The organism is Arthrobacter sp. TE26545 (assembly GCF_056279005.1).
Window position 1 is genome coordinate 743872 of sequence record NZ_JBWBQM010000001.1, and the last position, 21887, is coordinate 765758.

Genomic DNA, 21887 nt, shown 5'->3' on the forward strand with positions numbered 1-21887 from the left:
CCAAGGAGGACCCATGACTAAGCCACTGGGTGTCGCCGTCATCGGTGCCGGCATGGCCGGCAAATCCCACGCCGCGGGCTACCGCGTCGCCAGCAGCCTCTTCGCCCCGACCCTGCCGGAGGTCAAGCTGGTCTCCATCGGGGATGTCAATGCCGAATTCGGCCAGGCCGCCGCGCGCCGCTTCGGCTACGAACGCCACGACTCGGACTGGCGTGCCATCGCCGAGGCCGACGACATCGACGTCGTCTCCGTGGTGATCGCCAACTCCCTGCACCGCGAGGTGGTGGAAGGCCTGCTCGCGGCCGGCAAGCATGTCCTCTGCGAGAAGCCGCTGTCCGATTCCGTCGCCGACGCCGAGGCGATGCTCACCGCCGCCCGCGCCGCCGAGGAACGCGGCGTCCTGGCCCGCATCGGCTACACCTACCTGCGTTCGCCTGCCATCGCGGCCATCCGGAAGCTGATCGACGACGGCACCCTGGGCCGGCCCCTGCACTTCTCCTCCCGCTACTGGACCGACTACTCCTGCAGCCCGCACGCCCCTATGAGCTGGCGCTACAAGGGCGCTCCCGGTTCCGGCGCCCTGGCGGACCTGGGCAGCCACACCACCTACGTCTCAGAGTTCCTCTGCGGGAAGACCCTGGCGGTTTCCGGCGGACAGTTCCACACCGCGATCGAGAAGCGCCCGTTGCCCCTGGGCGCCGTCATGGGCCACGAGCACGGTGCCGTGAGTGACGTCTTCGAGCGGGTGGAGAACGACGACTACGCTGCCTACGCCGCTGAGTTCGAACACTGCAAGGGCAGCCTGGAGGTCTCCCGGATCGCCGCAGGCCACCCCAACTCGCTGACCTTCGAGATCTTCTGCGAGAACGGCGCCGCGCGCTTTGACCAGGACCGCCCGGCCGAGTTCGGCCTCTACCTGAACCAGGGCCCGTACGCCCAGAACGGGTACCGCCAGGTCCTCATCGGCCCGGAACTGCCGTACGTGGCCAACGGCATGGCGATGGACGCCCCCGGCGTCGGCTACAACCACAACGATTCCTTCGCCTACCAGTCCCGCGCCTTCCTCGAAGAAGTGGCCGGCCTGTCCGCAGGGAAATCGCTGCCCCGCTGCGCCACTTTCGACGACGGCCTGCGCAGCATGAACATCCTGGATGCCGTGGCCCGTTCCGCCGCGGCCGGCGGCTCCCGAATCGAACTCTGAGGGAGAACAGCATGAAACTCGGCGTTTACAACGCAATCCTGCACGACCGCCCCTTGCCGGACGCCCTGAAGGTCATCGCCGACCTGGGATTGGAGGGCATCGAGCTCAACACGGGCGGCTTCCTGCCCGCCGTGCATGTCCCCACCATGGACGACATCCTGGTCTCCGACGCGGCGCGGGACGACTTCCTGGGCCTCTTCGAGGGCACCGGAATCTCCATCGCGGGGCTGAACTGCAACGGCAACGCGCTTCACCCCAAGCCGGAGATCGGGCAGAAGCACGCGGAGGACATCCGCCGCTCCATCCTCCTGGCAGAACGCCTGGGCCAGCACCGCGTGGTAACCATGTCCGGCCTGCCCGGCGGCGAGCCGGGAGCCACGGTGACCAACTGGGTGGTCAACGCCTGGAACTCCGCTGCCCTGGACGTGCTGGACTACCAGTGGGGTGTGGCCGTGCCGTTCTGGAAGGAGATCGACCTGCTGGCCCGGGACCACGACGTCAAGGTAGCCCTCGAACTGCACCCGCAGAACCTGGTGTTCAACACTGCCGACGTCCGCAAGCTCGTGGAGCTGACCGGCGCCACGAACGTGGGCGTCGAGCTGGACGCCTCGCACTTGTTCTGGCAGCAGATGGATCCGGTTGCCGTGGTCCGCGAACTCGGCCCGCTGGTGTTCCACGCTGCAGCCAAGGATGTGCGCGTCAACACCGAGCACGCCCGCCTCTACGGCGTACTGGACAACAGCTTCCGCCGGCTCTCTCCGGAGGAGCCCCGCACCAACCTCGGGGGCGACGAATGGGCCAACGAATGGCCGAAGGATTCCGCCTGGGACTTCGTGGCCCTGGGCCGCGGCCACGGCACCGCCTACTGGGCCGAGTTCCTGCGCGCCCTGCGCGAGGTGGACCCGGACATGCTCGTCAATATCGAGCATGAGGATGTTTCCTTGGGCCGCATCGAGGGCCTGGAAGTTGCCGCGAAAGTCCTCAAGGACGCCGCGGCGCTGCTGGACGCATAAGCGTCGTCCCGAGGGCCCCGACGCGAGCTTGCGAGCGTTGGGAAGGGACCACCGCGGCGTCGTCCCGAGGGCGTCCCGACGGCGGCATCCGGCCTGGGTGCCGCCGTCGGGATTAGATCTATTGACAGGACATACTTAACTTCATATGATCGTCTGGCGTCCTGCGCGAGGCCCGTCACAACGCCGTGGCCGCACCTCCCACCGACAGCTGAAAGGCAAGCCCCATGTCCACTGAAATCCGCAGTATCGGTGTCGGTCTCATCAGCGTCGGCTGGATGGGAAAGCTGCACGCGAAGGCGTACACGCAGCTCCCTCTGGTGTATCCGGAACTGGGAATCCGCCCTCGGCTGGTGATCGCCGCGGACACGGAGCCCAGCCGCATCGACTACGCCAAGGATGTGCTGGGCTTCGCCGAGGGCGCCACCGACTACCGTGAGGTGCTCGCGCACCCGGACGTCGACGTCGTCTCCATCTGCGCGCCGAACTTCCTGCACGCCGAGATCGGCATCGCCGCCGCGAAGGCCGGCAAGCATTTCTGGATCGAAAAGCCCGTGGGCCGCGGGATCGAGGAGACCGAAGCGGTGCGCAGTGCCGCGATCGAGGCCGGCGTCCACAGCTCCATCGGCTTCAACTACCGGCACGCGCCCGCCGTCGAGCACGCGCGCGAACTGGTGGCGAAAGGCAAGCTTGGCCGCGTCACCAATGTCCGCGCCGAATTCATGGCCGGCTACTCGGCCGAGCCCAATGGTGCCCTGTCCTGGCGCTTCAACCGCAAGCTCGCCGGCAGCGGCGTCCTTGGGGACCTGTTTAGCCATGCCGCGGACCTGTGCCAGTACGTCGTCGGCCCGATTTCGGACATCACGGCCCTGACAAGCACGGTTCACACCGAACGCCCGAAACTGGCGATGGGCCAAGGCACCCATTTCGCGGTGATCGAAGGCGGCGAAATGGGCCCGGTGGAGAACGAGGACTACGCTGCCGCGCTGGTCCGCTTCGGGACCGGCGCCCGCGGTGCCGGGGCGGTGGGCACTATCGAATCCTCCCGCGTGGCGGTGGGCCGGGATTGCGGCTACCGCCTGGAGGTCTACGGCACCGAGGGCTCCCTGAAGTGGGACTTCGAGCGGATGAACGAACTCCAGGTGGTGCTGGGCCGCAACAACGATGAACAGGGCTACACCACGGTGATCGGCAGCCCGCGGCACGGCGACTACTCGCGCTTCCAACCCGGACCCGGCTGCGCCATGGGCTTCGACGACCTCAAAGTGATCGAAGCGAAGAAGTTCCTGGTGGCCGTTACCGGCGGGGAGCAACTGAACTCCAACATCCACGACGCCGCCTCGGCGGCCGCGATCGTCTCCGCCGCCGAAGCCTCCGCCACTGACGGCCGGTGGAAGACCGTCCCGTTGCTGGACGGCACCACCGCCGCCACCGCCTGAGGCGCTCCGGGCCCCTGTCCCGGCACGTGGGATCCCCGCCAGCGGGAGCCCGCTCAAGCGGAAGTCCTTTCAAGCCTGAGCCGGTTCAGGCCTGAGCCGGTTCAGGCCTGAGCCGGTGCCGCTGTGCTGGAGCGCACCGTCAGGCTTGGCGCTACGAGCACCTGTTCGTGCCGCCCGTCGATCGCGCCGGCGGCGACCCTGACGGCGGCCGCTGCCAGGGCGTCGGGGTCCTGGCGAACGCTCGTGAGGTCCGCGTAGGCCAGGGCGGCAAGGTGTGAATCGTCGTAGCCTACGAGGGACAGATCCCGCGGCACCTCCACCCCTTTTGTGCGCAGTCCGTGCAGGAGCCCCAGGGCCTGGGCGTCATTGAAGGCCAGGAGCGCCGTTGCCGCGCCCTCCCTGAGCAGCGACGCGAGCGAGGCGACCGCAAGAATTCCCGCCGCTTCGTCGGCGCCCCCCGATAGAACCGCCGGCTTCTGCCCCCGGGCGCGCATGAAGTCCGTGTACGCGGCTTCGCGTGCCTCCGCGCCGCTGGCCGTCCCGCCGCTTGCGTGGGCGATGCTCCGGTGACCCAGCTGCCAGAGGTGCTCCAAGGCAAGGCGGACCCCTTCCGTCTCATCCGTCATGACGGCGGAGAGCCCGGCCGCGGGGGAGGGATCCAGGACCGGGACCGCCGGGACCGGAAGGTCGCTCAACCTGGCACTGCCTTCGGCGGGACCGAGAACCAGCAACGCCTCGACATTCAGGTCCAGGAGCGTTTGGAGTGCCTGCGTTTCCGTGCGGCGGGGTCCCCGGGCGCTCAGCGCTACGCTGTATCCGGCTGCTTCGGCGGCGGGATAGATGGCATCCACCAGGTCGCTGTGGAAGTCGCCGTCGAGCGCGAACACGACGCCGATCAGGCCGCTGCGGGAGCTGCGCAGCAGACGGGCCCTGGCGTCGGGGCGGTAGCCCAGCCGGGACGCGGCGGCCAGGACACGCTCCCGCGTGGCGTCGCTGGCGCCCGGCGCGCCGCGCAGCACGATCGAGGCCAAGGCGCGGGAGATTCCTGCCTCGGCTGCCACATCAGCCAGCGTGGGGCGTTTGGCCATCGTGTCCTCAACTTTTCCGACTTCGACGTGGTGCGGCCTGGTTCCGGACCGGCTGCCCCAGAGTCTACTAGAACGATCTAGACGGGGTGCGCCCTCCCATGCCACACTGTCTCCATCGCCACGACTAGATCGTTCTAGTTTTTTTCGTCTTTTCCTCGAGAGGACCCCATGAGCTACCTTCCCATTGCCTCCGCCCGGCCTGGGCCGGTCCGCGTCGGCCTTATCGGTGCCGGCTGGATGGGGGCGTACCACGCCCGCAGCCTCGCCCTCCGCATCCCCGGTGCCGAACTGGCCGCCATCGCCGACCCGGCCGTCGGCGCCGCCAGTGCCCTGGCCGCCGAACTCGGCGTCACGAAGGTGACCGCGGACGCCGGCGACCTTTTCGCCGACCCCGAAATTGACGCCGTCGTCATCGCCGGACCGGCACCCTTCCACGCCCAGCTGTCCATCGACGCCGCCGCGGCAGGCAAGGACGTGTTCTGCGAAAAGCCCGGCGCCGTCAGCCTGGAAGAACTCGACCGCGTGGAGGATGCCGTGGCCGCCGCCGGGGTGCACTGGCAGATCGGTTTCAACCGCCGCTACGCCTCCGACTTCCTGGCGGTCCGCCGCGACATCGAAGCCGGCGCCGTGGGCACCCCGCAGCTGCTGCGCTCCCTGACCAGGGACCCGGGCAACGGCAGCATCCCGCATGCCGCCAGGATCCCGCAATGGACCATCTTCCTGGAGACCCTCATCCACGACTTTGATGCCCTGAACTGGCTGAACCCCGGCGCGGAACCCGTCAGCGTGCACGTCACCGCGGACGCCCTGGTGGAGCCGTCCCTCAAGGAGCAGGGCTTCCTGGACACGGCGGTGGTCACGGTGCGCTACAGCAACGGCGCCATCGCCGTGGCCGAGGCCAACTTCTCCGCCCTTTACGGTTACGACGTGCGGGGCGAGGTCTTCGGTTCCGCCGGAATGGTCCAGGCCGGACGCGCCACCGAAACCGCCGCCCTACGCTACGGTGCCGCGGGGCTGTCGGCGCAGACCCCGCGGCTGAACATCGAACTCTTTGCCGACGCCTACACCGCTGAACTCGCCGACTTCGCCCTGACCGTGCGGGCCCGCCGCGACGGCGGAGCCGCCCCGGACCACGGCGTGCCGCTCACCCCGGGCCTGGCCGACGCGCGGCGGGCACTCGCCGTCGCGTTCGCCTGCATCGAATCCGCCCGTTCCGGGGCCAGCGCCGCCGTCGCCGGCGTGGAGGTCCGTGCATGAGGCTCGCCGTCTGCGCCGAGATGGTCTACCAGGAGCTGCCCTTCGTGGAACGCGTCGAGCGCATCCACACCGCCGGCTTCGACGTCGAGCTCTGGGATTCGCGGCCCAAGGACATTGCTGCGCTCAAGGCCACCGGTGCCCGTTTCTCGTCCATGACCGGCTACTCCGCCGGCTCCCTCGTGGAGGCCGGTACCGCGGACCAAGTGGTCCGCACCGCCGGTGAGCTGATCCCCACCGCCCTGGAACTCGGCGTCGAGCGCCTGGTGGTGCACCCCGCCGAACTAGTGGACGGCCGGGCCGCCCGTCCGCACTGGCGCGCCACCGGCGACATGTGGTTCACCGCCGCGAAGACCCTGGAGACGCTCGGTGCGCTGGGGGAAAAGCACGGGCTCACCTTCACAGTGGAGAACCTGAATACGATCCTGGACCACCCGGGCATTCCGCTCGGCCGCGCCAAGGACACCCTGGCCCTGGTCAAGGCGGTGGACCATCCGAACGTCAAACTGATGCTGGACCTGTACCACGCACAGATCGGCGAGGGGAACCTCGTGGACCTGGTTCGCCAGGCACGGCCGTGGATCGGCGAGATCCAAGTGGCGGACGTCCCGGGCCGCTGCGAGCCGGGCACGGGGGAGATCAACTACTCCGCCGTGCACCGCGTGCTGGTGGATCTTGGCTACGAGGGGACCGTGGGCATGGAGGCGTGGGCATCCGGTGACTCGGACCTGGCCCTGCGGGCGTTCGGGGCGGCGTTCGGGGCGGCCTTCGGGGAGCGTTGAGTGCTCAGTTGGGAGTGGAATCCGCCGCGGAAAATCCCGCCACAACCGGGCACTCAGCGGCGGTTGGCGGCGTTCCGGCATACGTCCACGAAGGCGCGGATCGGCGCCAGCCGTTGCCCGTCCGGCAGCTGCTCGGCCTCGGGATGCCATTGCATGGACACCACCCAGCGCTGCGGATCCTCCAGGCCTTCGATGGTGCCGTCGTCGGCCACAGCGGTGACCACCAGGCCGTCGCCTACCCGGGCGACGGCCTGGTGGTGGCCCGAAGCGATCCGTACCGTGGTAGCGGGTCCGTCTGCCGCTGCACCGTACAGGCCGGCGAGCCGTGAACCTGCCGTCAGGTCGACGTCGTGCCATGCCCAGGAATGTTCAGCCCAGGAATGTTCAGCCCGGGAATGTTCAGCCCAGGAATGTTCAGCCCGGGTGTCCGCGACGTCCGCTGCCCCTTCCGTTCCTACCGGTCCCGTGCCTACCGCTTTCGTGCCTACCGCTTTCGTGCCCGCCGCATCCGTGCCTGCCGCGATCCGGTGCGCCACGTCGGAGGGGCGCATGTCCTGGATGAGTGTGCCGCCGTAGAGCACGTTCAGGAGCTGGTGGCCCCTGCAGATCCCCAGCACTGGGATTCCGGCCGCGATGCCCGCCTTGGCCACCGAAATGTCCAGTTCGTCCTGTGCGGTGTTGACGTCGTAAAGCGCCGGGCCTGCTTCCTCGCCGTACAGGCGCGGGTCCAGGTCGCCGCCGCCCGGCAACAGGACGCCGTCGAGTCCGCGGACGGCCGCCGGATCCCCGACGGCGGAATCCAGTATCACTGCTTCTGCCCCGGCCCGGCCCAGCAGTTCCACGATGAGTTGAAAGAGGCTGTTGGCCTTGCCGACGCGCGGATCGGCGCCCTCGGAACTGCTGAGCCGGACGGGGATGCCGATGCGCGGGGAACCGTTTGAAGGCTGCATGGCCCCATTCTGCTACGGAGCTGCCCGGAAAGGGCGCCGCGTGCCTAAGCTGATCGAGTGACACCCTCCGGCCGCCTGAATCCGAGCCCGCGCACTCTCGATGTCGAAAGCGTGGCGCACTTCGACAGGCTGGTCAGCGCGGGTGCCGGGACGATGCACGGCTGGCACGCCCAGTCGCTGGACCTGCGCGGCCGCAGCCGCGAACTCAAGGCCCTCGACGCCCAGGGCGCCATTTTCCTCGGCTGCACCTTCGACGCCGGCGTGGAGGACAGCCTGCGCAGCCGCGGCGCCCTCATTTTCCCGAAACTGCGCGGCGTCCCCTTCAACCCGTACCGGGGCAGCCTGTACACGGCGGCCGAACTCTACGAGGACATCGCCGGGCACGAATACGAGGCGACCCCGGATGCCCGGATCTACCAATGGAGCATCCTGCCCGGGCAGCGCACCAGCCTCGACGCCACGCTGGCCGCGGCCCTGCATGACCACGCCATCGGGGGCGCGCTGGAGGAAGCCCTGGCCAACGGCGACTTCGCCGGCACCCGGCTGGTGGGCGTGATGGGCGGCCATGCGGCCTGGCGCGGTACCAGCGAGTACGCCGACGCCGCGCGGCTGGGCAGGCTCCTCGCCCGCTCCGGTTTCACGGTGGCCACCGGCGGCGGTCCGGGTGCGATGGAGGCCGCCAACTGCGGCGCGTACCTCAGCGGACTGCCCGACGGCGACTTCACCGCCGCGCTCGGAACCCTCGCCGCCGCGCAGGGCTTCCGGCCCTCGGTGACGGACTGGGCGCGGACGGCGGCCGCCGTCGTCGGGAAATACCCGGGAGGGACCGCGTCACTGGGCATTCCCACCTGGTTCTACGGGCACGAGCCGCCCAACCTCTTCGCCACGCACATTGCCAAGTACTTCGCGAACTCGGTGCGGGAGGCGATCCTGCTGGAACTGTGCACGGGCGGAATCGTGTTCCTGCCCGGATCGGCCGGCACGGTGCAGGAAATCTTCCAGGACGCCTGCGAGAACTACTACGGCGCCCCGGAAACCATCACGCCCATGGTGCTGGTGGGGCGCGAACACTGGCAGGAAAGGTATCCGGCCTGGCCGATGCTGCAGGCGCTCGCCGCCGGAAAACCGATGGCCGGGCGCATTCACCTGGTGGACACCGTTGAGGAAGCGCTCGCCGTGTTGTCGTAGTGGGCGCCAGCTAAGAAACGGGTGCCCGGCCACCCAGCCGGGTTGTGACTTTCCGGGCGGCTTCGACGCAGGCTTCGCCGAGGCTTGCGAGGGTGTCCTGGGAAACGCGGAACTTGGGCGCCGGAATCAGCACGGCCGCCACGATGTTGCCGCGGTGGTCGTGCACCGGGGAGGCCACGCCGACTTCCTCGATGGAGGTTTCACCGTAGTTGACGGCCCAGCCGCGCTTTGCAGCGTCCTGCAGGCGGAGCTGGTAGGCCTCCAGGCTGGATTCGTCGAGGCCGGGGAGGACGATGTCGCCGCCTTGCAGGAGTTTGCGGACCCTGTCTTCGGGCTCCGCGGCCAGGAACACCTGCACGGAGGAACTGAGGGCTTCGTTGTAGCGGGCGCCCAAGGGGGCGAGGTGTTTGACCTGGTGCCGGCTGGCGATCTGGAACGTGCAGGCCTTGCGTTGCGTTGGGTGCATGCGGGTTGCATGTTTCGAGACATGGACACAGAGAAGCTCCCCGGATCTGTGATCCGGGGAGCTTCTTGGTGTGCTTTAAGACTGCGTGGCTACTTGAGCCAGGCAGCTACCTGCTCAGGGTGCGCGTCCACCCATTTCTTGGCGGCGGCCTCCGGCTTCATGCCCTTCTGGATGTCCGTGGCCACGGAGTCCTGGTCCGCGTTGGTCCAGCTGAAAGCCTTGGCCAGCTTCGCCGCGGGGGAGCCGCTGTCAGCGAACTTCTTGGAGATGATCTTGTTCAAGATGTAGTCCGGGTAGTCGCAGGCGATCTTTTCGGGATCCGCGTCGCAACCCTTGGTCCACGCAGGAAGATTGACCTTGGCCAAGGGGACTTCGGCGAGGAACCACTGGGGCTCGTAGAAGTAGCCAAGCAGAGGCGTCTTGTTCTTCTCGGCAGCCCGGAATGACTGGATCAGGGACGCTTCCGAGCCTGAATAGACCACCTTATAGTCCAGGTTGAGGTTCTTGACGAGGGCCTCGTCATTGGTCACGAACGCCGGATCGCCATCCAGGAGCTGGCCCTTGTCGCCGGACTCGGAGGTCTTCAGGAGGGACGCGTACTTGTTCAGGTTCTTGCTGTCCAGGATGTCCGGGTGGGCCTTTGCAAGCCATGGCGGAACGTACCAGCCGATCCGGCCTTTGTTCCCGGTCGGTCCGGCATCGACGGCCACGCCCTGATCGGTGATGTATTGCTTGGCCAGGTCTGCATGGCCCCAGTTTTCGATGATGTATGACGTCGACTTCACCCGAGCCGAAGCCTTGCCAGGCGATCTGCTCGTTGAGGTCCTTCTGCACCACCGTGCAGCCCAGCTTGTCCTTGGCTACGTAGCTGTACACGGCAGCGTTCGCCGTGTAGCCGACCCAAGCGTTGAGGGCTACATTGACGGTGCCGCAGCTCGCTTTGGAGCTGTCGCCTGCCGCTGCCTGGTTGAGGGATGAGCCTCCACAGCCGGCAAGAAGCAGGGCTGTTGCGGCAGCTCCTGCCAGGGCTGGGACAAGCCGTTTCATGACGCTGGTTCTTCTCATGGTCAAGCCTCCTTGGTGTTGGGAACGGAGTTGGGGGTGGGTTTTGCGGTGTGAGGTGATCTTGTCGGCGCCGCGAATGCGGCTGCCTGGGTGATGCGGTCAAGCAGGATGCCCAGGAAGACGATGGCCAGGCCGGCGGCCAAGCCCTTGCCGAAGAGCGAGCTCTGGACGAAGCCTCCGACGACGTCGTATCCGAGGCCGCCGGCGCCGACCAGCGCCCCCACAACAACCATCGCCAGGACGTAGATGAGCCCTTGGTTGGCAGCCAGTCCCAGGGACTTCCTGGCCATGGGGAGCTGGACTTTCGTGATGACCTGCCACGGGGTTGAACCGCTGGACACCGCGGCCTCGACCACGGTAGGGGAGACTCCTGTGATGCCGTCGGCCATGATCTTGATCGCGGCCGGCGCGGCATAGATCACGCCTGCCACGATTGCGGTGAAGCGGGTTGCGCCGAAAAGGCCCAGGAAGGGAACGAGGTAGACAAAGGAGGGCAAGGTTTGCCCGGCGTCGAGGATCGGCCGCAGGAAATTGTCCAGCCGCTTGGAGCGGCCCATCGCGACGCCGAACACAACGCCCAGCAGCATGACGATCACTGTCGCCACCAGCGTGCTCGCGAGGGTCACCATCGCATCGCCCCACAGGCCCAGGTAGGCGATTGCGGCGAGGCAGGCGAGCACCAGGGCGGTCAGCTTCCAACCCCCGAAGGCATAGGCAGCGAGGGCCAGGACGGCGAACAGGATGAAGAAAGGTGTATCCGTCAGGAAGGTCTGGAAGGGGTTGAGCAACGAAACGGTCATGCCTTCGCGGAACGTCTCGGTCAGCAGGGAAAAATGCGTCTGAATCCATCCGCTGGCCTCGGCTACACCGCTGACGATTGCCGGACCGAAGTTGACGTCCTTGGGGAATTGGGCCGCCCAGAGAACGGTCCTGGAAAGCTGGACGAGAACCACAACGACGGCGAAGCCGACCACCAGCAGGATGGTGCGGAGGCGGCGCGGGAGTTTGCTTTGGCGGCGTTGGGTTTTGGGTTTTGCGCGTTCGCTTGCCGCCGTGGTCACGCGGTCCAAGGTGATCGCCATCAGCACGATGGACAGGCCCGCGTTCACTGCCGTGCCGACGTCGAGCGACTGCAGGGCGCGCACCACCACCTGGCCGAGGCCGGGGGCGGCGATCAGCGCGGCAATGGTAACCATGGACAGCGCAGCCATGGTGCCTTGGTTGATGCCCATGACGATCGTCCGCCGGGCCATGGGGATCTGGAGCGTGAACAAGCGCTGCAGTGCAGTGGTTCCCAGGGAATCGGATGCCTCCCGGGTGTTCTCCGGGATGCCCCGGATGCCGTGTGCAGTCAATCGGATGATTGGCGGCGCTGCATAAATCACGGTGGCGATGACCGCAGAGGCGGGGCCAATAAGGAAGACCAAGGCCAGCGGCGCGAGGTAGACGAAGGACGGCAGGATCTGCATGAAGTCCAGCACCGGAGTGACGGCTTTCTCGAAGCGGTTGCTGATTCCTGCCAATACGCCCAGCGGAATGCCCACGCACAGTGAAAGCAACACCGCGGTAAGGACGAGGGCAAAGGTGTAGGCGGCCTCGACGAAGAGTCCCTGCAAGCCGAAGAAGGTGAACGCAGCAACGGTCAGCAGGGCCACCCTCGCATTGCCGACGGCCCAAGCAATCCAGCCAAGCAGGGCGACCGTTCCCAGCCAGCCGATTTCGGGCAGTCGCAGGCCGGTGGGGCTGGCCGCGAAGATGGCCATGAACGCGTTGGCAACAGCGTCGACGCCGGTGCGGAGCGGGGACAGCAGGTACAGGAAAACCGGGTTGTCGCTGCGGTTCGATGCCACCCAGGAGTTGAAGTGGTTCAGTGTGCGGTGCAGATCGGTCAATTCCGAGGTGGGAAGCGCCAAAGTGGCGGTTCCGTGGAGGAAGAGGAATCCCAGAAGCCAGATCAACGCCGCGCTGCCAAGAAGCACAACCCGGCGGCTGGGCCGCCGGCGCTGGGATTCCGGACTTGGGGAAATTTCGGTGCGCGCCGTTTCTTCCGCTTCGATCACGGTTGTGCTCATGCCGCTGCTCTCACTCCGCGAAGCACGGATAGGATGCTGTCGCGATCGATCTGGCCGGTGATGATGCCCGCTTCCTCCACGAGGACGGGGCTGGTTGAGTGCATGACCGTATGGATGGCGTCACGGATGATGGTTGACGAGCCGAGCACCGGTGCGTCGCTTGGTGTTCCCGGCGCCACCGGCTCGGCGATCCACTTGAGGGTCAGGACGTCTGAACGGGGGACTTCGGAGACGAAGTCCGCGATGTAGTCGTTGGCCGGCGAGCCGACAAGCTCATCGCCCGTGCCGCACTGGACCGCTTCCCCGTGCCGCATGATCAGGATCCGGTCGCCCAGTTTGAGCGCTTCGGAGAGATCGTGTGTCACGAAGACCATGGTTTTGCCCATTTCCTTATGCAGGCGGATGACTTCGGCCTGCATGTCCCGGCGGATCAATGGATCCAGGGCGGAGAACGGCTCATCGAACAGGATCGCGTCGGGGTCTCCGGCCAGCGCCCGGGCCAGGCCGACGCGTTGCTGCATGCCGCCGGACAGCTGTTCCGGAAAATGTCCTTCGTAGCCCGCGAGGCCGACGAGATCGATGACCTCCCGCGAGCGGGCGTAACGGTCATTTCGGCCCGTGCCCCGGATTTGCAGGCCGTAGGCCACGTTGTCCAGCACTGTGCGGTGCGGAAGGAGGCCGAAATGCTGGAACACCATGGACATCCTTTGCCGGCGCAGCTCGCGCAATTCGGCAGCCCGCGCCTGAAGGATGTCCTGGCCTCCGATCATCACGCTTCCGGAGGTGGGTTCGATCAAGCGGGTCAGGCAGCGGATGAGGGTGGACTTGCCCGAGCCCGAGAGGCCCATGATGACGAACACTTCACCCTTTGCGACGTCGAAACTCATGTTCCTGACCGCGGCTACGCATCCGGTGCGTTCCAGCAATTTCGATGAAGACAAGGCGGACATCTCCGGATCCAAGGGGACCTTGGCGCCGCCGGGTCCGAAGACTTTCCAAAGGTTGCGTACCGATATATCGGAACTGTTCATTCCTGCACTCCTGCTGGGCTCTGCTCCTGCTGGGCATCACGTGGGGAAAAGCGTTGGGGGAAAAACGTGGGAAAAGCTCGAACTACGAAGGGGTTGTTTAATGTGCAACCTTCATCGCCATACGCAACACCGTGACGCAGCTCACGCCTCGCTGTCAAGGGTTTTGTTTGCCCTTGGCACTTTATGACTTGCGTTGTGCGTAGGGCTTTGCTTGGCGCGGTGCGCGCCAAATGGGCAAGCTGCTGACATCCGCGCGGATGCTTCGAACCGCGCGCGCCGCGGCCGGCCGGGCGAAAACCGTTTCTGTACCGTCCGGACGAATTGTCTGCGTTTTGCCGCGATCTCCCGCAGGGGGACCGTTGTCATATTTCTCAAGCGCGCGCCATGTGCACCGTGTTGCGTAATGCGCAATTCACGAGAACGAAATCCCGCCGCAACAAAGCGCCGAACAGGCGTCCCGAGGTGTTCGAGGCGGCTCGCCCGGATCGATCGTCGAGGTCCTCGGTGGCGGTCACGCGCGCCGGGGCGGGATGCGGCGCCTCCGCTTTCGCCATAGTCTGGCGCAGTGGATACAAGGACAGTGAACTCCGGAGGCCAGGTTGACAGGCAGTCCCGCATCTTGGACGCGGTGCTGGAGCTGCTGTCTCTTCATGGCATCTCGGGTGTCAACATGCGGGCCGTGGCCCGTGAAGCCGGCGTCGCCCTCGGACTCGTCAACTACTACTACGCAGACAAGCCGAGCCTGATCCGTGCGGCCCTGAACCGGATTGGCGAGAGCGACATGAGGCTGGTGACCCCCGACCCGGAGGCACTCCCGGACGAACAGCTCCGCGAGGCCCTGAAGCGGGTCGCGGCGCCGGAAATCCTGACCACGCAGTATCTGTCCCTGCGCCTCCACCTTTGGGCGCTCGCGCAAGCCCACGAAGACTTTGCGGTGATCAACGCGGAAGCGTTCGACCAGTATCTGGACGGGCTCGCAACACTGATAGGCAATGCCAAACCAGGGCTCTCCCGCGAACAATGCAAGGACCGGGCGAATGACATTGTCGTCGTGCAGAACGGGATGTGGTTGACGTCCCTCCTGGGCATCGACAAGGCGGCAATCCAGCGGAGCATCGCCCGCACTGAACAGATCGCCTTCGCCGACTAGCGGAAACACCCCGGCCCATGCTGCGCCACGGTGTGTGACCGTCCGGGCCCTGACGTGCCAAAAACCGGCCGGCTGGTGCGGCCAGAGACCCCACAAAGCCGAGAGTGCGCTCCTTTTTGAACAAATGTCCAGCCGAAGTCTTGAACATATGTTCAAGCTCGGCTAGCCTCTCATATATGACCTGCGCCACACCGGCGAGGTCCCGCGGAGATTGGCCCTCTGGGCCAGCGGCGCCCGCATGCAGCGCCATGGGCTTCGGTATTGGCACCAAGCCGCATCCGCGTCGAGGCACAAGGAGACTTGCACAATGACCGAGACTAGCTACGACTACGTCATCGTTGGTGGGGGAAGCGCCGGCTCCGTGCTGGCCAACCGTTTGAGCGAGGACGGCACGCGCAGCGTCCTCGTCCTGGAAGCGGGCCGCAGCGACTACCCCTGGGATCTGTTCATCCAGATGCCGGCGGCCCTGACGTTCCCCAGCGGCAACCCCTTCTACGACTGGCGCTACGAGTCGGACCCGGAGCCGCACATGGGCGGCCGCCGCATCGCCCACGCCCGCGGCAAGGTCCTGGGCGGTTCCAGCTCCATCAACGGCATGATCTTCCAGCGCGGCAACCCCATGGACTACGAACGCTGGGGTGCCGACGCCGGCATGGAGACCTGGGATTTCGCCCACTGCCTTCCGTACTTCCGCCGCATGGAAAACACCCTCGCGGCCGATCCGGACGATGAGTTCCGCGGCCACTCCGGCCCGCTCGTCCTGGAGCGTGGCCCCGCCACCAACCCGCTCTTCCAGTCCTTCTTCCAGGCCGCCCAGCAGGCAGGGTTCCCGCTCACGGACGATGTCAACGGTTACCGCCAGGAGGGCTTTGCGCCCTTCGACCGCAACGTCCACAAGGGCCAGCGGCTCTCCGCATCGCGTGCCTACCTGCGTCCCAACGTCGGCCGCCCGAACCTGACAGTCCTCACCCGGGCCCTTGCCACGAAGATCAACTTCAAGGGCAACGTGGCCACCGGCGTCACCTACCGCCGCAACGGCAAGCTCCACACCGTCAACGCAGGCGAAGTGATCCTCTCCGGCGGCGCCATCAACACCCCGCAGCTGCTGCAGCTCTCCGGCGTGGGAGATGCCCAGCACCTGAAGTCCCTCGGCATCAACTCCGTGGTCAACCTCCCGGGTGTGGGCGAGAACCTCCAGGACCACCTCGAGGTGTACATCCAGCACGCCTGCACCCAGCCCGTTTCCATGCAGCCGGCCCTCGACGTCTGGCGCATGCCGTGGATCGGCATGCAGTGGCTCTTCGGCCGCAAGGGTCCGGCAGCCACCAACCACTTCGAAGGCGGCGGCTTCGTCCGCTCCAACGAGGACGTGGCCTACCCGAACCTGATGTTCCACTTCCTGCCGGTCGCCGTCCGCTACGACGGCCAGAAGGCCGACGCGAAGCACGGCTACCAGGTGCACATCGGCCCGATGTACTCGGACGCCCGGGGCAGCCTGAAGATCAAGTCCACGGACCCAACCGTCCACCCGTCCATGATCTTCAACTACCTCTCCACCGACCAGGACCGCCGCGAATGGGTCGAAGCTGTGCGCATCTCCCGCGACATCCTGGGCCAATCCGCCATGGCACCGTTCAACGGCGGCGAGATCTCTCCCGGCCGGAGCGTCCAGACGGACAAGGAGATCCTGGAGTGGGTGGCCGCCGACGCCGAAACCGCCCTGCACCCGTCCTGCACTGCCAAGATGGGCCCGGAATCCGATCCCATGGCCGTGGTCAACCCGCTGGACATGTCCGTGCACGGCACCAAGGGCCTGCGCGTCGTGGACGCTTCCGCGATGCCGTACGTCACCAACGGCAACATCTACGCCCCGGTGATGATGCTGGCCGAACGCGCCGCGGACCTGATCCTCGGCAAGACCCCGCTGGCGGCGCAGCACACCGAGTTCTACCGCCACGGAATCTCGCCGCTTGAGCGTGACAACTCCCGCGGCCAGAAAGTGAAGGGCTAGGACAATGACCGTTACGGAAACCGAAACCAAGACCGTCCGCGGCATCTACATCGACGGCGGCTGGCACCAGGCATCCGACGGCGGGACAACAGTTGTGCGCTGCCCGGCGGACGGCCGCGAGGTGGCTGTTGTCGCGTCGTCCACCGTCGAGGACGCGGAGCGGGCGATCGCCAGTGCCCGGGAAGCGTTCGACGGCGGCCCATGGCGCCGGCTGACGGACATCGAACGTGGCGAGGTCATGCTTCGCATCGCCGGGCTGCTTGAGCGGGACAAAGCGGCTTATGCCCGCGCCGAGGCGCTGGACACCGGCAAGCGCCTCGTCGAGGCCGAATACGACATTGACGACATCGCCGCGTGCTTCCGCTACTACGGCAAGATCGCAGGCCTTGACGCCGGCAGGGTCATCGACACGGGCCGGCCGAATGCCATCAGCCGCGTGGTTTACGAACCGCTCGGCGTCTGTTCCCTCATCGCGCCATGGAACTACCCGCTCCTGCAGGCGGCCTGGAAAGTGGCACCGGCACTCGTCGCGGGGAACTCCTTCGTGCTCAAGCCCAGCGAGCTCACGCCGTCCACCGCCATCCTGCTCATGGAAACGCTGGCAGAAGCCGGGGTTCCCGCCGGCGTTGCGAACCTGGTCACCGGAAAGGGTTCGAGGGTAGGGCATACGCTGAGTTCGGACCCGCGTGTGGATCTCGTCTCCCTGACCGGAAGCCTGGCCACGGGCCAAACCATCATGGCGGCCGCCTCGGAGACCGTGAAGCGCGTCGCCTTCGAACTTGGCGGAAAGAACCCGAACGTCGTCTTCGCGGATGCGGACTGGGACACTGCCGTTGACAATGCCCTGACTGCTGTCTTCCTGCACTCCGGCCAGGTCTGCTCGGCCGGGGCCCGGCTTGTTGTCGAGGAGACTATCGCCGAGCGTTTCGTCGCCGAGGTAGTGGAACGGGCGAAAAAGATCCGGATGGGTGGACCTTTTGATGCCGATGCAGAGACCGGCCCGCTCATTTCCGCAAAGCACCGCGAGCAGGTCCACGCCTACGTCCAGGCCGGCATTGCGGAGGGCGCCGAACTCTTGTGCGGCGGTTACATCCCCGAGGACGGGATCCTGGCGGACGGTTTCTTCTACCCGCCCACCGTGCTCGGCAACTGCCGCTCTGGCATGAGCGTGGTGCGGGAGGAGTCATTCGGCCCGGTGCTGACCGTGGAGACCTTCCGGACCGAAGCCGAGGCCATTGCCATCGCCAACGACACGGAATACGGCCTGGCGGGGGCGGTCTGGACTTCGGACGCATCGAAAGCGCAGCGCGTTGCTGGCGCCCTCCGGCACGGGACGGTGTGGATCAATGACTACCACCCGTACGTCCCGCAGGCGGAGTGGGGCGGTTTCGGCAAGTCCGGCATTGGCCGTGAACTTGGCAGCGCGGGCCTCAACGAATACCGCGAGGCAAAGCACATCTGGCAGAACATCCAGCCCGCTCCCAGCGGCTGGTTCGGCCAGCCCGCCTAAGACCTGCCCACCGAAGGGTGGGCGGTACAGCAGGCAAGCACCACTCAAGGGGGACACGGGCCGGGCGTGCGATGAGGCATGCCCGGCCGGTCCCGCCGGCCTCCAGGCGCGGCGGGAAACATCGTGCCATTCGATTTAGGAGCTCAGATGTCAGAAATGCGCAGCACTGGCACAAGCAAGACCGCTGACAGCAGCGGAATGGACGAGTTCGGCTACGCCCAGACACTCGACCGCAGCATCGGGAAGTTCGCAAGTTTCGCCGCCGGCGTCAGCTACATCTCCATCCTGACCGGCGTTTTCCAACTGTTCTACTTTGGTTTCTCCACCGCCGGACCGGCCTATGCCTGGTCCTGGCCCATCGTTTTCGTCGGCCAGCTGATGGTCGCACTCTGCTTCGCGGAACTGGCCGGACGCTATCCCGTGGCCGGCTCCGTCTACAACTGGGCCAAGCGGCTCAGCACGGGCACGTGGGCCTGGCTTTCGGGCTGGCTGCTGCTCATTTCGTCCATCGTGGCCTTGGGCTCGGTGGCCCTGGCCCTGCAGATCACCCTGCCGCAGCTCTGGGACGGTTTCCAGATCATCGGCGACGGCACCGGCCCGTACGACTTCGCTGTCAACGGCGTGCTGCTGGCCACGATCATGATCGTCATTTCCACCCTGATCAACGCTTTCGGCGTGAAGCTGATGACCAAGATCAACAGCATCGGTGTCTTCGTGGAACTGATCGCCGCAGCGCTGCTGATTGTGGCCCTGTTCTGGCATGTCGTGAACGGCCCGGGCGTCCTCTTCGACACCTCAGGCTTCGGTCAGGACCACCCGATGGGCTTCTTCGGCGTCTTCCTGATCGCCGCCATGGCTTCCGGCTACGTCATGTACGGCTTCGACACCGCGTCCTCGCTCGGCGAGGAAACCAAGGACCCCAAGAAGACCGCACCGAAGGCCATCATCCGCGCCGTCACTGCGTCCTTCCTGCTCGGCGGCCTGCTGCTCTTCGGCGGCATCCTCGCCGCACCGGACCTGAATGATCCCAAGATCGGCGAGGCCGACGGCGGACTGCAGTACATCGTGCTGTCCGTGCTGGGCGGCCCCTTCGGCAAGGCGTTCCTGGCCTGCATCGTGGTGGCCGTGGTGGTGTGCACCCTGGCCGTGCACGCCGCCGCGATCCGCATGATGTTCGCCATGGCCCGGGATAACAACCTCCCGTTCAGCCGCCAGCTCAGCAAGGTGGACCCGGTCCGCAAGACCCCCACCGTTGCCGCGATCGTGATCGGCGTCCTGGCCATCATCCCGCTGATCGTCAACGTGGCACAGCCGGCAATCTTCACCATTCTCTCCAGCATCAGCATCGTGCTGATCTACCTTTCCTACCTGCTGGTGACCGTGCCGATGCTGCGCCGCCGCTTCCTCAAGAAGTGGCCGCTGCCCGACGACCGGCACCGAGGTGGGCTTCAGCCTCGGCAAGTGGGGCTTCGTGGTGAACCTCCTGGCCGTGCTGTGGGGCGCCGCCATGACGATCAACCTCATCTGGCCCCGCCAGGAGATCTACAACTCCGTGCCGCCGTTTGAGTGGTACCTGCAGTGGGGCGGCGTCTTCTTCGTCGGAGCGGTGGCCGTAGCCGGTATCCTGCTCTACCGCCTGAAGATCCGGCACCAGACCGGGGTGCTCGCCGAGCACGCGGTCGCGGTTGCCGCCCACCCGTCCTCCGGTACTCCGCAGGATTCCGCAGCTGTCGGGGCGGCGGGGATTGACACCCGCGTGTGACGCCTGCCATATTTTCAATACGCACTATGTGGAGACTGTTGCGTAATGCGCAATTGGGGAGAATCTGCGGAACCACCCTTTCGGGCATCCGCGCTATTCCTTTGGGTAGCCGTCTCCGGGCGGCCCGGCTCGTAGTATTTGTAAGTCGTATCGGAGACTTGCGTCCGGTCAATGGAAGGAACAAGGAAACGTGGTTCACAAGGTACAAGCGGTCGTTGTCAGGGAAAAGAACGCTCCCGCTACCATCGAGACCATCCTGGTCCCTGAGCCGGGTCCGGGCGAGGCCTTGGTCGACGTCCTGAGTTGCGGTGTCTGCCACACGGACCTGCACTACAAGCTCGGCGGCATCGGCGACGATTTCCCCTACCTGCTTGGCCATGAGTCCACGGCCGTGGTGAGCGCCGTCGGCCCGGATGTCACCGACGTCAAGCCGGGTGACCGGGTCATCCTTAACTGGCGTGCCGTCTGCGGGAACTGCCGGGCCTGTGCCAAGGGCCAGCCGCAGTACTGCTTCGCCACGTTCAACGCCACCCAGAAGATGACGCTGGAGGACGGCACCCCGCTTTCCCCGGCACTGGGCATCGGTTCCTTCGCGGAGAAGACCCTCGTGGCTGCCGGCCAGTGCACGAAGATCGACGACGACGTCGACCCCGCCGCCGTCGGCCTGCTCGGCTGCGGCGTCATGGCCGGCATCGGTGCCGCCATGAACACCGGCGAGGTCAAGCGCGGCGAGTCGGTCGCCGTCATCGGTTGCGGCGGCGTCGGCATCGCCGCCATCGCCGGGGCGAAGCTCGCAGGTGCGACGACGATCATCGCCGTCGACCTCGACCCCGCCAAGGTGGAACTCGCCAAGACCCTGGGCGCCACGCATGGCGTGGTCTCCAGCGAGGTGGACGCCGTCGAGGCGATCCGTGACTTCACCGGGGGCAATGGCGCGGACGTCGTCATCGACGCCGTGGGCCGCCCGGAGACCTACAAGCAGGCCTTCTACGCCCGTGACCTCGCCGGCCGTGTGGTCCTGGTGGGCGTCCCGACGCCGGACATGAAGCTTGAGCTTCCGTTGCTGGATGTGTTCGGCCGCGGCGGTTCGCTGAAGTCCTCCTGGTACGGCGACTGCCTGCCGTCCCGCGACTTCCCGATGCTGGTGGACCAGTACCGGCTCGGCCGCCTGCCGCTGGATGCCTTCGTCTCCGAGCGCATCGGCCTGGGCGATGTGGAGGCAGCGTTCGAGAAGATGCACCGCGGCGAGGTCCTGCGTTCGGTGGTGGAACTCTGATGGCGGTCACCGTAGAAAACCGGGTCACCTCGGGTACGTTTTCGCTGGACGGCGGCACCTGGGACGTGGACAACAACGTCTGGATCGTGGGCAATGACGAGGAGTGCGTGATCATCGACTCCCCGCACGACGCCGCCGCGATCGTCGAGCAGGTCCGTGGCCGGAAGGTGCTGGCCATCCTGATGACCCATGCGCACAACGACCACATCGGCGCCGCGCGCGAAGTGGCTGCCGCCGTCGGCGCCCCCATCCACCTGCACCCCGAGGACATGGTGCTGTGGAAGCAGGTCTACCCGGACGTCCAACCCGATAAATTCCTCTCGGACGGCGAAGAATTCACGGTAGGCGGCGCCACTCTGAAGGCGATCCACACGCCCGGGCACTCGCCTGGCTCCACCTGCTTCTACCTTGAGAGCGAGGGGACCCTCTTCACAGGGGATACCCTGTTCAATGGCGGTCCCGGCGCCACCGGCAGGTCGTTCAGCGACTACCCGACCATCCTCGCCTCGATCCGGAAGCGTCTCCTGACGCTGCCAGCGGACACGGTGGTGCGGACCGGGCACGGTGACAACACCACCATCGGCGCCGAGCGGGAGACCCTCTCGCAGCTGGCCCAGTAACGCACCCACAGC

At 66.4% G+C, this 21887-nt stretch carries 16 protein-coding genes and 2 pseudogenes; 12 read left to right on the forward strand and 6 right to left on the reverse strand.

The annotated features are described in order from the left end of the window. The first annotated feature begins 13 nt into the window (after positions 1-13). The 3 genes from ACZ9CK_RS03350 (at position 14) to ACZ9CK_RS03360 (ending at position 3650) form a co-directional block, all read left to right on the forward strand. Positions 14-1201 carry a Gfo/Idh/MocA family protein gene (locus ACZ9CK_RS03350; RefSeq protein ID WP_476049236.1) on the forward strand — a complete coding sequence of 396 codons (1188 nt, stop codon included), beginning with the start codon at positions 14-16 and terminating at the stop codon, positions 1199-1201. Positions 1202-1212: 11 nt separating this feature from the next. Continuing rightward, a complete protein-coding gene (locus tag ACZ9CK_RS03355) occupies positions 1213-2214 on the forward strand; it encodes a sugar phosphate isomerase/epimerase family protein (RefSeq protein ID WP_476049237.1) in 1002 nt (333 codons plus the stop codon). Positions 2215-2438: 224 nt separating this feature from the next. After that, positions 2439-3650, forward strand: coding sequence for a Gfo/Idh/MocA family protein (locus tag ACZ9CK_RS03360; protein WP_476049238.1), 1212 nt, complete (start codon positions 2439-2441; stop codon positions 3648-3650). 101 nt (positions 3651-3751) lie between these two features. Here ACZ9CK_RS03360 and ACZ9CK_RS03365 read toward each other — a convergent pair whose 3' ends face one another. Further along, the gene (locus ACZ9CK_RS03365) at positions 3752-4738 is read right to left on the reverse strand and encodes a LacI family DNA-binding transcriptional regulator (protein ID WP_476049239.1); all 987 of its coding nucleotides are present in this window, start codon (positions 4736-4738) and stop codon (positions 3752-3754) included. A 168-nt stretch (positions 4739-4906) separates the two neighbouring features. On the opposite strand from ACZ9CK_RS03365, the gene ACZ9CK_RS03370 reads away from it, so the two are divergent. Continuing rightward, positions 4907-5995: a Gfo/Idh/MocA family oxidoreductase gene (locus tag ACZ9CK_RS03370; protein ID WP_476049240.1), complete on the forward strand. Its 1089-nt coding sequence runs from the start codon at positions 4907-4909 to the stop codon at positions 5993-5995. Beyond that, positions 5992-6774, forward strand: a complete 783-nt coding sequence (locus tag ACZ9CK_RS03375; protein WP_476049241.1) for a TIM barrel protein — start codon at positions 5992-5994, stop codon at positions 6772-6774. Before ACZ9CK_RS03370 ends, ACZ9CK_RS03375 begins: the two co-directional genes overlap by 4 nt. Positions 6775-6827: 53 nt before the next feature. Here ACZ9CK_RS03375 and ACZ9CK_RS03380 read toward each other — a convergent pair whose 3' ends face one another. Further along, complete coding sequence (locus ACZ9CK_RS03380; RefSeq protein WP_476049242.1) at positions 6828-7724, reverse strand: gamma-glutamyl-gamma-aminobutyrate hydrolase family protein; 897 nt, start codon at positions 7722-7724, stop codon at positions 6828-6830. Between the two features lie 57 nt (positions 7725-7781). Here ACZ9CK_RS03380 and ACZ9CK_RS03385 point away from each other — a divergent pair, with 57 nt between their 5' ends. Beyond that, positions 7782-8912 carry an LOG family protein gene (locus ACZ9CK_RS03385; protein WP_476049243.1) on the forward strand — a complete coding sequence of 377 codons (1131 nt, stop codon included), beginning with the start codon at positions 7782-7784 and terminating at the stop codon, positions 8910-8912. Between the two features lie 10 nt (positions 8913-8922). Here the strand turns inward: ACZ9CK_RS03385 and ACZ9CK_RS03390 are convergent. From ACZ9CK_RS03390 to ACZ9CK_RS03405, 4 genes and pseudogenes are all read right to left on the reverse strand, one after another. Beyond that, positions 8923-9354 (reverse strand): annotated as a pseudogene (locus ACZ9CK_RS03390) (IclR family transcriptional regulator domain-containing protein); the annotation flags it as partial. A gap of 113 nt (positions 9355-9467) precedes the next feature. Continuing rightward, on the reverse strand, positions 9468-10163 hold the full coding sequence (locus tag ACZ9CK_RS03395) for a glycine betaine ABC transporter substrate-binding protein (RefSeq protein WP_476049244.1): 696 nt from the start codon (positions 10161-10163) through the stop codon (positions 9468-9470). 282 nt (positions 10164-10445) lie between these two features. Then, on the reverse strand, positions 10446-12515 hold the full coding sequence (locus ACZ9CK_RS03400) for an ABC transporter permease (RefSeq protein WP_476049245.1): 2070 nt from the start codon (positions 12513-12515) through the stop codon (positions 10446-10448). Beyond that, positions 12512-13546 carry a quaternary amine ABC transporter ATP-binding protein gene (locus tag ACZ9CK_RS03405; protein ID WP_476049246.1) on the reverse strand — a complete coding sequence of 345 codons (1035 nt, stop codon included), beginning with the start codon at positions 13544-13546 and terminating at the stop codon, positions 12512-12514. Before ACZ9CK_RS03405 ends, ACZ9CK_RS03400 begins: the two co-directional genes overlap by 4 nt. Positions 13547-14111: 565 nt before the next feature. On the opposite strand from ACZ9CK_RS03405, the gene ACZ9CK_RS03410 reads away from it, so the two are divergent. From ACZ9CK_RS03410 to ACZ9CK_RS03435, 6 genes and pseudogenes are all read left to right on the forward strand, one after another. Continuing rightward, the gene (locus tag ACZ9CK_RS03410) at positions 14112-14696 is read left to right on the forward strand and encodes a TetR/AcrR family transcriptional regulator (protein ID WP_426302358.1); all 585 of its coding nucleotides are present in this window, start codon (positions 14112-14114) and stop codon (positions 14694-14696) included. A gap of 307 nt (positions 14697-15003) precedes the next feature. Continuing rightward, a complete protein-coding gene (betA, locus tag ACZ9CK_RS03415; protein WP_426302359.1) occupies positions 15004-16707 on the forward strand; it encodes a choline dehydrogenase in 1704 nt (567 codons plus the stop codon). A 4-nt stretch (positions 16708-16711) separates the two neighbouring features. Then, positions 16712-18217 carry an aldehyde dehydrogenase family protein gene (locus ACZ9CK_RS03420; RefSeq protein ID WP_476049247.1) on the forward strand — a complete coding sequence of 502 codons (1506 nt, stop codon included), beginning with the start codon at positions 16712-16714 and terminating at the stop codon, positions 18215-18217. Positions 18218-18415: 198 nt separating this feature from the next. Beyond that, a pseudogene (locus tag ACZ9CK_RS03425) lies at positions 18416-19979 on the forward strand (APC family permease). 190 nt (positions 19980-20169) lie between these two features. Further along, complete coding sequence (locus ACZ9CK_RS03430; protein WP_426302362.1) at positions 20170-21255, forward strand: S-(hydroxymethyl)mycothiol dehydrogenase; 1086 nt, start codon at positions 20170-20172, stop codon at positions 21253-21255. Beyond that, positions 21255-21875 (forward strand): MBL fold metallo-hydrolase, encoded by a 621-nt coding sequence (locus tag ACZ9CK_RS03435; RefSeq protein ID WP_426302363.1) that lies wholly within the window; start codon positions 21255-21257, stop codon positions 21873-21875. Before ACZ9CK_RS03430 ends, ACZ9CK_RS03435 begins: the two co-directional genes overlap by 1 nt. Positions 21876-21887 lie beyond the last annotated feature (12 nt).